Consider the following 12,969-nt stretch of genomic DNA (forward strand, 5'->3'; position numbering starts at 1 on the left):
CCCGAGGGATCACCGGGGCGCGGTGGCGAGGTGGGCGCGGGCGGACATGCGAAAGGCCCCTCATCGCGATGTTCTCGCTGATGAGGGGCCTTTCCTTCTGCGCGCCCGGAGGGATTCGAACCCCCAACCTTCTGATCCGTAGTCAGATGCTCTATCCGTTAAGCTACGGGCGCTCGCCAGCTGCGCTGACCTGGACTACTCTAGCGGGCCCTCGCGGCCGGCGCCAATCGACGGGCCATGACCCTGCTCACAGGAGCGGGGCCATGGCCCGCGGTGGTCACCAGCCCGACTGCTGAGGGGGCTGCGGGGAGCCGGGCCCCTGCGGCCCGCCGGGGTTCTGGCCGCTGTCGGGATGAGCCCACGGAGGCTGCTGCTGGCCCTGCGGAGAGCCCTGGCCGCCCTGCTGCGGGGCGCCCCACTGCTGATCGCTCTGCGGGGCCGCGGGCGGGGGAGAGGCCTGGCCCCACTGCTGACCGCCCTGGCCGCCCTGAGGTGCCGGCGGCGGCGAGCTCTGGCCCCACTGCGCGCTCGGCGGAGCGGCCGGGGACGCCCCGGACGCGGCGCCGACGGACGCGCCGGCGCCGTAGCCGCCGGGCACGCCCGAGGAGGCGCCGGCCTTGTTCTTCCGCGAGCGGACCACGAGGAAGACCGCCACGGCGGCCGCGAGCAGGAGGAGGAAGCCGATCACGACGACGGCGATGATCACGATGACCCAGGGGAAGCTGTTCGCCTCGGCGCGGATGTCGATCCCGTTCGCGATCTCGGCCGCATCCGTGAAGACGACGGTGCTGCCGTCGATCTGGCCGCCGGAGGACTCGATGATCTCGCCGGGGAAGATGAAGGTCATCGAGAACTCGAAGCCGTAGTCCGCCAGGGTCGGGTCGGTGAGGTCGCCCAGCCCGGCCTGCGCCGGGTCGAGGGTGAAGTGGTACTCGCCGTTCTCCTCGACGAGGTCCAGCCCGTTGCCGAACTCCGCGTTGTCGACCACACCGGTGATCTTGCAGCCGTACATGCCGTCGGCCTCGTACGGCTCGATGGTCGGGGCGATCTCGCCGGCCACGCCCGACTCCTCGCCCTCCATCTCGGCGCACATCTCCTCGGCGGAGGAGTACTCGGACCCGATGAGGGAGGTGTCCAGGCCGATGTCCATCGTCACGTCGATGGTCTCGGCGTCCTTGATGTCGAAGGTCGCGTCGAACTTGCCGCAGCCCGCGAGGACCATCATGAAGGGAACGAGGAGGAGCGCGAGGAGTCTGCGCCGTCTGGAGATGCTGGTCATGGGTCCCCCGTCGGGTCGCGCACCGAGGTGCGTGGCGCCACCGGGTGTGACGCGCTTCCCGTTCAGGGTACCTGCGCAGGCGGGGGCGCGCGGTGGGGAGAACTCCCCATCGCGCGCGGTCCTTTCGCACGGCTCCGAGCGCTCGGAGCCGGGGCGACCGGCTACTTCCAGAACATCAGCATGCCGCCGCCGACCATCAGCACGCCGAAGCCGACGGCGAGGTTCCAGTCGCCGATCGGCAGGGGCAGCTGCCCGGCGGTGATGTAGTAGGTCACCAGATAGGCGAGGCCCAGGATCAGGAAGACCACGGCGGCGGGGGCGAGCCACTCCGGGTTCTGCCCTGCGGCCGCGACGCGGCGTCCGGTGGTGCGGGAGGTCTCGGCCGCGGCGGCCCGGCGCACCGAGGTGGCGCGCGTGGAGTCCTTCGCCTTCTCGGGCACCTCGCCGCCGGCGGGCCTGCGGGAGTCGCCCTTGTCGTTCTTCTTACCGGCCCTGCCCTTCGTCGCATCGCGGCCGACGGGGTCCTTGCCGGCAGCGGACTTCCGGCGCACTGGGTCCTTGGCGGAGCCCTTCGAGCCCTTGGAGGCCTTCGAGGCCTTGGAGCCCTTCGCGTCCTCGCCGTCCGCGGCGTCGTCCTCGAGGTCGACCGTCGTGTCCTCGAGGTCCGTCGCGGCGTCCTCGGCCTCCGCGGTCGGATCCTCGGCGTCCGGCGCCACGTCCTTCGGGTCCGTGCTCGCGGCCTTCGCGCTCGACGTCGCCCGGGCGGACGACTTCTTCCTGCTCCTGGCCATGGAACGATGCTCCCTCGACGCGGCCGTCGCGCGACCGTGCCGCGCGGATCCGCGGGTGCGGACCGTGGCCTAGGGTAATGGGCGTCCGGGACGCGCGCGAAGCGAGGAGTGACGATGGAAGCACAGGACACCCCGTCCGGGCGCCGTCGCGGCCGCGCCCGGGGGCGCGTCGGCGTGGCCCTGGTGATGGTGCTGTGCGGCGTGCTCTTCGCGACCACCTCCCGCCTCGCCGCAGGCGGCTCGATCCGCGACGAGAGCAGCGACGTCGCCGGCGTCCTCGCCGACCGCGGCCGCACCATCGAGGAGCTCACCGAGGACAACGCCGACAAGCGCGCCGAGATCGAGGAGCTGCGCGGCCAGGGAGCGGGCGCGGCGACCGCCGAGCGCACCGCCGTGGTCGAGGACGCCGTCGGCCTCAGCGAGGTCTCCGGCCCCGGGCTGCGCATCACCCTGACCGATGCGCCCTCGAGCGCGCTCGGCGCGATCCCGGGCACCGAGCCCGACGACCTCGTCGTCCACCAGCAGGACCTCGAGTCCTTCATCAACGCCCTGTGGGCCGGCGGCGCGGAGGCGATGATGCTGCAGGACCAGCGCGTGGTCAGCGGCAGCGCCTTCCGCTGCGCCGGCAACACCCTGCTGCTCGAGGGCCGCGTCTACTCCCCGCCCTTCGTCATCACCGTGATCGGCCCCGTCGAGGAGATGACCGAGGCACTCGACTCCTCCCAGAACGTGCAGCTCTACCGTGAATGGGTCGACCATGTCGGCCTCGGAGAGAAGGTCGAGACGCTCCAGGACACCACCCTGCCCGCCTATGTCGGCCACCTCTCCGTCGACGCCGCGGTGAGCCGGTGAGCACGGGCCGCACCGACCCGGGGCGAGGAGTCGCACGATCCCACCGCGGCCGCCCCCGCGGGCCGGGGGTGCTCGGTGTCCTCGGCGAGCTGCTGCTGACCGCCGGGGTGCTGCTGGGCCTGTTCCTGGTGTGGCAGCTGTGGTGGACCGACGTGATGGCCGACCGCGAGCAGGCCGGGATCCTCGACGGGCTCGAGCAGGAATGGGGCGCGGTGGACGAGGAGCGGATCGCCCCGCGCCAGGACGGACCGCCGCCCGTCCCCGCGAAGCCCGAGGACACCATGGTCTTCGGCACGATGCACGTGCCCGCCTTCGACCGCGACCGCTTCCCGCTCGCCGAGGGCGTGGACCTCGAGCAGGTCCTGAACGTCAAGGGTGCCGGCCACTACGCGCAGACCGCGCTGCCCGGCCAGGTCGGGAACTTCTCCGTCGCCGGGCACCGCAACACCTACGGCCGCGTCCTCGAGGACATCGCCGGCCTCGAGGAGGGTGATCCGATCGTGGTGGAGACCGACGAGGCGTTCTACGTCTACGAGGTCACCGAGTCGCTCGTGGTGATGCCGGACGACGCCTGGGTGATCGCCCCGACGCCCGGCGAGAGCGGGGTGGAGCCCACCGAGCGGATGCTCACCCTGACCGCCTGCCATCCGATGTACTCCGCGCGGGAGCGCTACATCGTCCACGCCGAGTTCTCGTACTGGACGGACCGGGCCGACGGGATCCCCGAGGCGCTCGCGACCGCCCCCGACCCCGCCGAGGAGGGCTGATGTACGCCTGGCTGTTCCGTCACCTGCCCGGACCGCTCTGGGCGCGGATCCTGCTGACCGTGCTGGTGCTCGCCGCGATCATCGCGGCCCTGTTCGGCTGGGTGTTCCCCGCGATCGCGCCGCACATGCCCTTCAACGACGGAGTCGTGGGCGCGACGGACGCCACGGGCTGACCGGAGGCGCTGGCCGACGGGCTCAGCCCGCGGTCATCAGGGGCTTCAGCCCCGCCGAGCGCTCCAGGGCGTCGCGGCCGTCGCACAGCTCGAGGAAGCGCGCGAGCATCAGGTGCCCGTTCTCGGTGAGCACCGACTCGGGATGGAACTGCACTCCGTGCAGGGGCAGCTCCCGATGGACCAGGCCCATCACCATCCCGTCGGCGGTGCGGGCGGTGACCTCGAGCTCCGCCGGGATCGTCTCCGGCACCACGGCGAGGGAGTGGTAGCGGGTCGCGGTCATGGGGGAGGGGGCGCCGGCGAAGACGCTCCTGCCCTCGTGCGTGAGCTCGCTGGTGCGGCCGTGCATCAGCTGCGGGGCGTGGTCCACGCGCGCCCCGAAGTGCTGGCCCAGCGCCTGGTGCCCGAGGCACACCCCGAGCATCGGCACCCGCTGCTCGGCGCAGCGGCCGATCACGTCCAGGGAGCGACCGGCGGTGGACGGGTTGCCGGGGCCGGGGGAGACCAGCACCCCGTCGAACCCGGTGAGGTCGACGGCGCCCGTCTCGTCGGCGGGCACCTCGTCGTTGCGGACCACCGTCGTCTCCGCGCCCATCTGCTGGAGGTAGCCGACGATCGTGTAGACGAAGCTGTCGTAGTTGTCGATCACGAGGATCCGTGCCGCGGACTGCTCAGCCATCGCCGTTCCCGTTCCCGTTCCCGTTCCCGTTCCCGTTCCCGGCGCCCGCGCCGCGTCCGTTGTTCCCGCCGCCTTGGGCGGAGTCGTCGGCCTCGTCCTCCGGCGGGTCGGTGGTCGGCGAGGGGCTGGGCGTGGGGCTCTCGCTCGGCGACGGCTCCTCGGTCGGGGTCGGGGTCGGGGTCGGCGTCGGGGTCGGCGAGGGCGTCGGCTCGGGGCCGCGCGAGACGACGATCGTGATCGTCGAGCCGCGGTCGACCTGCTCCTGCGCCGCGGGCTCGGTGCGGATCACGCGCCCCTCCTCGACGTCCGCGGAGTACTCCCGCGAGGTCTGGTGCCCGAACCCGGCCTCGGCCAGCGCGGTCTGGGCGTCGGCGAGCGGCTGCCCGGTGACGTTCGGGACCGCGACCGGGCCCGGCGCGGCGGCGACGACGAGGCGGATCGTGGAGCCGATTTCCTCGTTGCCGCCCTGCGGCGGGGTCTGCTCGAGCACCGTGCCGGGCTCGGCCTCGGAGTCCTCGCGCGTCGTGCTCTCGACCGTGAAGCCGATGTCCTCGAGGGTCGTCGTCGCGCTCTCGAGCTGCGTCCCGGTCACGTCCGGCACCGGGAAGGTGCCGGTCGCGTCCCAGATCTGCACCTCGTCGCCCTGCTGGGCCGTGCTGCCCGCGGCCGGGGTGGACCGGGTGACGATTCCGCGCTCGGTCTTCTTGCGGTCCTCGCTCTCGACGTGCACGGGCACCAGTCCCGCCTCGGTGATCAGCTGCTCGGCGTCCTCACGGGACTTCCCGACGATGTCCGGGACCTCGACGGCCTCCGGTCCGGCCGAGACCGTGACGGTCACCGTGGAGCCCTCCGTGACCTCCTGGTTCGCGGGCGGATCGGTCTCGATCACGAGACCCTGCTCGACGTCGGAGGACTCGACCTGCTCGAAGGTGGGCGTGAGCCCGACCTCGTCGAGGGAGGCGCGTGCATCCTCCTCCGTCTGCCCCACCACGTCGGGCACGGGGACCATCGCGGGACCCCGCTCCTTCCACGGCTGGAGGACGGCCAGCGCCGCGGCGATCAGGCCCAGGGCCACGAGGGTCACCAGGACGATCAGCCACCACGGCCGCTTGCGCTTCTCCTCCGGCTCCACCTCGTCCCCCGAGCGCAGGGCGAGGGGCCCGGTCGCGGGGGAGGGCGCGGAGCCGGTGCGCCAGTCCTGGGGTCGCATCGCGGCGGCGCCCGCCGCGCCCGCGCCCAGGGCGCCGGCCGTCGCCGGCAGCGCCTCGGTCGCGTCGTCGAGCGGGCTGAGCACGGTCGTGGCCTCGGGGTCGTCGGCCCCCGGCAGGGCGCCGGCGACCAGCGCCGGGGCGCGCCCGGCGACGACGGCGGCGATGTCCCGGGAGAAGGCGACGGCGCTGGGGTAGCGCTGCTCGCGGTCCTTGGCCAGGCCCGTGAGGATCACCGCGTCCAGCGCAGGGGTCACGGCCGGGTTGTAGGCCGAGGGCGGCTGCGGGTCCTCGCGCACGTGCTGGTAGGCGATCGAGACCGGGGTGTCGCCGGTGAACGGCGGGCGCCCGGTCAGCATCTCGAACATGACGCAGGCGGCGGAGTAGATGTCCGAGCGCGCATCGACCAGCTGGCCGCGCGCCTGCTCGGGGGAGAGGTACTGGGCGGTGCCCATCACGGCCTGGGTCGCGGTCATGGCGCTGGTCGCGTCGGCGACCGCGCGGGCGATCCCGAAGTCCATCACCTTCACGGCGCCCGCGGAGTTGATCATGATGTTGCCGGGCTTGATGTCGCGGTGCACGATCCCGGCGCGGTGGGAGTACTCCAGCGCGCTGAGCAGCGCGGCCATGATCTCCCCGGCCTGGATGACGTCCATCGGGTGCTCGGGGTCGATGTACTCGCGCAGGGTGCGTCCCTCGACGTACTCCATCACGATGTACGGGATCGTCACCTCGGAGCCGGTGATCGTGGTCTGCTGCTCCTCGCCGGTGTCGTACACGGCGACGATCGAGGGGTGGTTCAGGGACGCGGCGCTGTGCGCCTCACGCCGGAAGCGCTCCTGGAAGTTCGCGTCCCGGGCCAGGTCGGAGCGCAGCACCTTCACCGCGACCGTGCGGTGCAGGCGCGTGTCCTCCGCGAGGAACACCTCCGCCATGCCCCCGGTCCCGAGGATCCTTCCCAGGTGGTACCGACCACCCAGGATCACCGTCTCTCCGCTCACTCCACACCCGTCCTCGTGCCGTGGCCGACACCGATCGATCCGACCATCGTAGTAGCTGACGCCGCCTCGCCCGACGTCGTGCCCAGGCCCGTCGGCGCCGAGGCGTCGATCGCGCCGAGGGGCAGCAGCCCCAGGCCGCCCGCGACGGCGACCGCGATCGCGACGACCACGAGGATCAGCAGCACCAGGCCCGGCACCGACATCCCGCCGACCCGCCGCCCCGTGCTGGTCCCGCGCACCGTGCGCGAGGACGCCTCGGTGTCCACGTCGCCGAAGGCGCCGCCCGAGAAGGCGCGATCGGCGCCGTCGGCGGCGGACGCCGCCGAGGCCGCATGCAGCGGGGAGGGAGAGCGGTCGCCGCGCGGGGCCGGGGCGGGCGAGGCCGCGGAGCGGGCCGAGCTCGCCGACGGGGCCGAACGGGCCGAGCCGCGTCGCGGGGCGGAGCCGGCCGAGGCCGCCGACAGCGCCGAAGGGCCCGAGGCCCCCGAGCGATGGCGGATGCCGCGGCTGCGGCCGGACAGCGGCAGCGGCATCGCCGCGGTGCGCGTTCCCGTGGGGGAGGCGCCGGGGCGCTGAGCCTGCTCCCCGGTCCCGGAGCCGGCGGGCCGCACCCGGTTCTCGCCCGTCCAGTCGTGGTCCTCGACCCGCGTCACCGGGATCGCCCCGGTCGTGAAGCGCGGCTCGACCCCGCGCTGGATCGCCTCGAGGATCCGCGCGACCGCCGCCGCGGAGCGGGGACGGTTCGCGGGCGCCTTGGCCAGCATCATCATCACCAGTCGCCGCAGGTCCGCGCCGATCGCCTCGGGGAGCTCCGGCGGCTGCTGCTTGACCTGCGCCATCGCGATCTCCACCTGGCTGGAGCCGGTGAAGGGACGGCTGCCCACGAGCATCTCGTAGGCGACGATGCCCAGGGCGTAGATGTCCGAGAGGGAGGTGGCCTGCTTGCCCATCGCCTGCTCGGGGGAGAGGTACTGGGCGGTGCCCATGACCAGGCCCGTCTTCGTCAGCCGCGCCTGGTCCTTGCTGCGCGCGATCCCGAAGTCGGTGATCTTCATGGACCACCCGTCCTTCTCGTCGACCAGCACGTTCTCGGGCTTCACGTCGCGGTGCACGACGCCCTTGGAATGGGCGGCGTCCAGCGCCCGGGCGAGCTCGATCATCAGCTGGACCACGCGCTTCTCGGGAAGCCCGCCCGGGTTCTCCTCGATGATGTCCGAGAGAGGACGGCCGGGGCACAGCTCCATCACGATGTAGGCGCGGCCGTCGAGCTCGCCGTAGTCGTACAGCGCGGCGATGCCCTCGTGGGAGAGGGCGGCCGTGTGCCTCGCCTCGGCCCGGAAGCGCTTGAGGAAGCCCTCGTCGCCGGCGTACTCCTCGCGCAGCACCTTGATCGCGACATCGCGCTCGAGCTCCTGGTCGCGGCCCTTCCAGACCTGACCCATCCCGCCCGTGGCGATGAGCGAGGTGAGCTCGTACCGTCCTTCGAGCACGAGTCCCGGTTCGGTCCTCATCGCTGGATCACCGCCTCCATCACGTCACGGGCGATCGGCGCCGCGGTGCGCGACCCGTATCCGCCCTCCTCGACCACGACCGCGACCGCGATCTTCTGCTCGTCCGTCTGTCCGTACCCGACGTACCAGGAGTGGGGGGAGCGGTCCTCGCCCCACTCGGCGGTGCCGGTCTTGCCGCCCACCTCGACGCCGTCTATCGCCGCCGCCGAGCCGGTGCCGTCCTCGACGACGCCCACCATCATCTGCCGCATCTGCGCGGCGTTCGCGGCGGACAGCGGCTGGCCGACCTCCTTCGGGGTCAGCTCGGAGACGGTGGAGAGGTCTCCCGTGCGCACGGCCTGGACGAGCTGCGGCTGCATGACCACGCCGTCGTTCGCGAACGCCCCGCCGACCATCGCCATCTGCAGCGGCGTCACCCGGGTCTCGTACTGCCCGATCGAGGTGGTCGCGAGCTGCGCGTCGTCGAGGTCCTCGCCGATCCGGGAGGGCGTCACGCCCATCGGGATCGAGAGGTCCTGGCCGAAGCCGAACTCCTCGGCGGTGCTGCGCAGCTGGTCCTGCCCGATCTCGACGCCGAGCATGCCGAAGGACGTGTTGCACGACTGGCGCAGCGCCTCGGCGAGCGTGGACTCGTCGTCCGGGCCGCACGGCTCCTGGCGCCCCTCGGAGAAGTTGTTCATCGTCGACGAGGAGTTCGGCAGCTCGTACTTGCCGGGGCCGGGGATCACCGACTCGGCGGTGTAGTCGCCGGTCTCGAGCGCCGCGGAGGCCGTGACGAGCTTGAAGGCCGAGCCGGGCGGGTAGAGGTCCCCGCCGATCGCACGGTTGGTCAGCGGCCGCTCGGGGTCCTCGTTGAGGTCGGACCAGGCCTGCGAGACCTCGCCGGTGTCGTGGGAGGCGAGCTGGTTGGGGTCGAAGCTCGGCGCGGAGACCATCGCGAGGATCGCGCCGGTCTCCGGGTCCAGCGCCACCACGGCGCCGCGCCGGCCGTCCAACGCGTCCCAGGCCGCCTGCTGGGCGGCGGAGTCGAGGGTGAGCTCGACGCTCGCGCCCTGGTTCTCGCGGCCCGAGACGACATCGGCCAGGCGGTGGTAGAACAGCGAGTCCGCCTCGCCCGAGAGGGTGTCGTTCAGCGAGCGCTCGATGCCGGTGAAGCCGTAGACCACCGAGTAGTAGCCGGTGATCGGGGCGTACATCGCACCGGGGTCGTAGGTGCGCAGGTAGCCGTAGGTGTCCCCGGACTCCTGCGAGGTCGCGATCGCGTGCCCGTCCACCACGATCGGCCCGCGATGGCGGCCGTACTCGCTCTGGAGGGTCCGCTGGTTCTGCCCGTGGGCGGAGAGCCGGCCCTGGGCGACGACCTGGAAGTAGGTGGTGGAGGTGAACAGCAGCACGAAGAGCACGCCGACCACCAGCCACACATGGCGAAGGGGCTTGTTCATGCGATCGCCTCCTGGCCGGAGCGGGCGGGGGCGTCGGGCAGGGCCCCCTCGACCTGGCGGGCGGCGGGGCGCCGGGCCGCGTCGGACAGCCGCACCAGGATCCCCGCGATGATCCAGTTGCACACCAGCGAGCTGCCGCCCGCGGCGAGAAAGGGGAGGGTCAGGCCTGTCAGCGGGATCACCCGGGTCACGCCGCCGACGACGACGAACACCTGCAGCGCCATCACGAAGCCGAGGCCCCCGGCGAGCAGGGTGCCGAAGCCGTCGGAGATGCCGACGGCCGCGCGGATCGCGCGCTGGACCAGCAGCAGGTACAGCAGCAGCAGCGCGAAGGCGCCGACCATGCCCATCTCCTCCGCGAAGGAGGAGAAGATGAAGTCCGACTCGGCGTGCGGCACCATGTCGGGCCGTCCCTCCCCGAGGCCGGTGCCGACCAGACCGCCGTTGGCGAGCCCGAACAGGCCCTGGCTGATCTGCTCGCAGGAGGAGTAGTTCGCGCCCGAGAGCGGGTCCAGCCAGCAGGTGATGCGGGTGCGGACGTGGCCCATCTGGGTCGCGGCGAAGACCGCCGGCGGCAGGAACATCACCGCCCCGATCACGAGCCAGCTCAGCCGGTCGGTGGCGACGTAGAGCATCACCACGAACAGGCCGAAGAACATCAGCGAGGTCCCCAGGTCCGTCTCGAAGACGAGCACCGCCATCGCGAAGCCCCAGGCCACCAGGATCGGGCCGAAGTCCGACCAGCGCGGCAGATGGATGCCCAGCACCTTCGGGCCCGCCAGTGCCAGGGTGTCTCGCCGGGCGACGAGATAGCCGGCGAAGAAGACCGCGAAGGCGATCTTCGCGAGCTCCGCGGGCTGGAAGCTGAAGCCTGCGACGGAGATCCAGATCTTCGAGCCGTTGCGGGCCGAGCCGATCACGGGCACCAGCGGGAGGAGCAGCAGCACGCCGCCCGCCACGGCGCTGATCCAGGTGTAGCGGCGCAGCCAGCGGTGGTCGCGCAGCAGCACCAGCAGCGCCACGCACAGCACCACCCCGATCACGGCCCACAGCATCTGGCGGTCCGCGCTCGCGGAGCTGCGCAGCCCGTAGATCTCGTTGGCGGCATGGACGGACTCGATCATGGTGACGCCCAGGAGGTTCAGCAGCACCACGATCGGCAGGATCACGGGATCGGCGTAGGGGGCGCGCCACATCACGGCGATCTGGAGCACGGCGACCAGCACCAGCGCGCCGATGGCGATCTGGAGCAGGTTCGCGGGCAGCTCGTCGAAGCGGCCCAGCCCCACCAGGGCGTAGGCCCCCACGCCCACCGCCACCGCGAGGAGCAGCAGCAGGGCCTGGATCAGGCGGCGCGGCCGTGCGGTGTAGGAGACGATGGTGGCCACTACGTCGCCTCGCCCTCGTCGGGGGAGTCGGCCGTCGGCAGGGGCGCCATGCCGTCCGCGGCCCCCTCCTCGGCGCCGCCGACGTCGGAGGCGCCGCCCCCGTCGGAGGGGGAGACGGCCGTGGGCGGCCGGTTCGCGGCCGCGGCCTGCTCGAGGCGGTCGATGATCTGGTCGGCGCCCTCGCGGTCCGAGGCGCTGATCGTGCTCTCGACCTGCTGGCGCGTGATCTCGGGGAGGTCCTCGATCTCGATGTCGGTGACCTCGAGCGGCTGGGACAGGGAGACGGGGCCGAGGTCCTGGGCGAGGCCCTGGTAGAGCACCACCCGGGTGCCGTCGGTGCCGACGTAGTACTGCCGCTGGGACCAGGCGTAGCCGCCCCACAGCAGCCCGCCGAGCAGCGCGACCAGCAGCGCCAGCACGACGACGGCGGGCCAGGGGCTGCGCCGCGGCGGCTCCTCCTCGGAGAAGTCCTCGTCCTCGTAGGGGATCTCCGGCTCCTCGCGGGTGAGCGCGGCGGCCTTCGCGGCGGGGCCGGAGGCGGTGGTGGGCCGGTGCCGGTTCCGCGCCGCCGAGCCGACGATCTGCGGGGTCGTGGACGGCGCCTCGGTCCCGCGGGGGAGGGCGTCGAGGTCCACGACGTCGGCGACGATGCAGGTGATGTTGTCGGGGCCGCCGCCCTTCAGGGCGAGCTGCACGAGCGCGTCGGCGCACTCGCCGGGGTCCTCGATGTCCTTCAGGGTCGCGTCGATCGTGTCGAGGGAGACCAGCCCGGAGAGGCCGTCGGAGCACAGCAGCCAGCGGTCGCCCGCATGGGCCGCGCGCAGCGACAGGTCCAGCTCGGGATCCGCGTCGACGTCGCCGAGCACGCGCATGAGCACCGAGCGCTGCGGATGCCGCTCGGCCTCGTCCTCCGTGAGGCGGCCCTCGTCCAGCAGGCGCTGGACGAAGGTGTGGTCCTTCGTGATCTGGACGGTCTCCTCGTCGCGCAGGAGATAGGCGCGGGAGTCGCCGATGTGGGCGAGGGCGAACTTGCCCTCGGCGCGCAGCAGCGCGGTGATCGTGGTGCCCAGGCCCCGCAGCTGCGGCTCGTCGCGTGCGCGGCGCAGGATCTCCTGGTTCGCCTCGAGCACGCTCTCCTCGAGGGTCGCGACGATGTCGGAGGCCGGGGTCTCGGAGTCCAGGGCGGCCAGGCGCCCGATCGCGACCGAGGAGGCGACGTCGCCGCCGGCATGGCCGCCCATGCCGTCGGCGACCACCAGCAGGTGGCTGCCCGCATAGGCGGAGTCCTGGTTGTTCGAGCGGACCAGGCCCACGTCGGAGCGGGCGGCGTAGCGCAGGGCGATGCTCATCGCGGACCTCGTCTCAGCTCGATCTCGGTGCGGCCGATCCGCACCTGCGCCCCGGGCCGGAAGGGCACCGCGCCCTCGATGCGCCGCCCGGAGACCAGGGTGCCGTTGGTCGAGCCGAGATCCTCCACCATCCACTCGTCCTCGCGCTGGAAGACGCGGGCGTGTCGGTTGGAGGCGTAGTCGTCGTCGAGCACGAGCGTGCACTCGGGGGCCCGGCCGATGAGGATCGGGGTCGAGCCGAGGGTCAGCGAGGTGCCGCGCAGCGGCCCGGCGGTGACGACCATCGCGGCCTGGGTGATCTCCGGATCGGTGCGCAGCGAGGCCGGGTCGGCGCCCGCCTCGGAGGCGGCGCCGCCGATCGGGCCGGAGGCCGGTCGCTGCTCGCGGCGCGGGTCGCGGCTGGAGCGGGTGACGACGGTGGTGCCGAAGAGGTCGTTGCGCAGCACGAGCACCACGACCACCACGAAGATCCACAGCGCCAGGACGAGGCCCAGACGCAGGGCGACGAGGGTCAGTTCGCTCATGGGGC

At 72.7% G+C, this 12,969-nt stretch carries 12 protein-coding genes and 1 tRNA gene; 3 read left to right on the top strand and 10 right to left on the bottom strand.

The genetic code is table 11. The annotated features are described in order from the left end of the window. Positions 1-100 precede the first annotated feature (100 nt). The 3 genes from A4A78_RS05355 to A4A78_RS05365 form a co-directional block, all read right to left on the bottom strand. A tRNA-Arg gene (locus A4A78_RS05355) sits at positions 101-173 on the bottom strand. 104 nt (positions 174-277) lie between these two features. Then, a complete protein-coding gene (locus A4A78_RS05360) occupies positions 278-1,279 on the bottom strand; it encodes a hypothetical protein (protein ID WP_062947325.1) in 1,002 nt (333 codons plus the stop codon). 161 nt (positions 1,280-1,440) lie between these two features. After that, positions 1,441-2,070: a cell division protein CrgA gene (locus A4A78_RS05365; RefSeq protein ID WP_197466628.1), complete on the bottom strand. Its 630-nt coding sequence runs from the start codon at positions 2,068-2,070 to the stop codon at positions 1,441-1,443. Positions 2,071-2,184: 114 nt separating this feature from the next. On the opposite strand from A4A78_RS05365, the gene A4A78_RS05375 reads away from it, so the two are divergent. The 3 genes from A4A78_RS05375 (at position 2,185) to A4A78_RS17920 (ending at position 3,862) form a co-directional block, all read left to right on the top strand. After that, on the top strand, positions 2,185-2,922 hold the full coding sequence (locus A4A78_RS05375) for a DUF881 domain-containing protein (protein WP_062947328.1): 738 nt from the start codon (positions 2,185-2,187) through the stop codon (positions 2,920-2,922). A gap of 68 nt (positions 2,923-2,990) precedes the next feature. Continuing rightward, the gene (locus A4A78_RS05380) at positions 2,991-3,689 is read left to right on the top strand and encodes a class E sortase (protein WP_062947329.1); all 699 of its coding nucleotides are present in this window, start codon (positions 2,991-2,993) and stop codon (positions 3,687-3,689) included. Next, positions 3,689-3,862 carry a hypothetical protein gene (locus A4A78_RS17920; RefSeq protein ID WP_197466629.1) on the top strand — a complete coding sequence of 58 codons (174 nt, stop codon included), beginning with the start codon at positions 3,689-3,691 and terminating at the stop codon, positions 3,860-3,862. Before A4A78_RS05380 ends, A4A78_RS17920 begins: the two co-directional genes overlap by 1 nt. Positions 3,863-3,884: 22 nt before the next feature. Here A4A78_RS17920 and A4A78_RS05385 read toward each other — a convergent pair whose 3' ends face one another. From A4A78_RS05385 to A4A78_RS05415, 7 genes are read right to left on the bottom strand one after another with little or no spacing between them, the layout of a single operon-like run. Further along, a complete protein-coding gene (locus A4A78_RS05385) occupies positions 3,885-4,541 on the bottom strand; it encodes an aminodeoxychorismate/anthranilate synthase component II (protein WP_062947330.1) in 657 nt (218 codons plus the stop codon). Beyond that, positions 4,534-6,750 carry a Stk1 family PASTA domain-containing Ser/Thr kinase gene (gene pknB, locus A4A78_RS05390; RefSeq protein WP_082835196.1) on the bottom strand — a complete coding sequence of 739 codons (2,217 nt, stop codon included), beginning with the start codon at positions 6,748-6,750 and terminating at the stop codon, positions 4,534-4,536. Before pknB ends, A4A78_RS05385 begins: the two co-directional genes overlap by 8 nt. After that, positions 6,747-8,261 carry a serine/threonine-protein kinase gene (locus A4A78_RS05395; protein ID WP_062947331.1) on the bottom strand — a complete coding sequence of 505 codons (1,515 nt, stop codon included), beginning with the start codon at positions 8,259-8,261 and terminating at the stop codon, positions 6,747-6,749. Before A4A78_RS05395 ends, pknB begins: the two co-directional genes overlap by 4 nt. Further along, positions 8,258-9,703, bottom strand: coding sequence for a penicillin-binding protein 2 (locus A4A78_RS05400; protein WP_062947332.1), 1,446 nt, complete (start codon positions 9,701-9,703; stop codon positions 8,258-8,260). The genes A4A78_RS05395 and A4A78_RS05400 overlap by 4 nt, the downstream gene beginning before the upstream one ends. Further along, complete coding sequence (locus A4A78_RS05405; RefSeq protein WP_062947333.1) at positions 9,700-11,091, bottom strand: FtsW/RodA/SpoVE family cell cycle protein; 1,392 nt, start codon at positions 11,089-11,091, stop codon at positions 9,700-9,702. Before A4A78_RS05405 ends, A4A78_RS05400 begins: the two co-directional genes overlap by 4 nt. Continuing rightward, a complete protein-coding gene (locus A4A78_RS05410; RefSeq protein WP_062947334.1) occupies positions 11,091-12,440 on the bottom strand; it encodes a PP2C family serine/threonine-protein phosphatase in 1,350 nt (449 codons plus the stop codon). Before A4A78_RS05410 ends, A4A78_RS05405 begins: the two co-directional genes overlap by 1 nt. Then, a complete protein-coding gene (locus A4A78_RS05415; protein ID WP_062947335.1) occupies positions 12,437-12,964 on the bottom strand; it encodes an FHA domain-containing protein in 528 nt (175 codons plus the stop codon). The genes A4A78_RS05410 and A4A78_RS05415 overlap by 4 nt, the downstream gene beginning before the upstream one ends. Positions 12,965-12,969: the final 5 nt, after the last annotated feature.

Origin of the sequence: Brachybacterium sp. sponge (assembly GCF_001613775.1) — a bacterium.
GTDB lineage: Bacteria > Actinomycetota > Actinomycetes > Actinomycetales > Dermabacteraceae > Brachybacterium > Brachybacterium conglomeratum.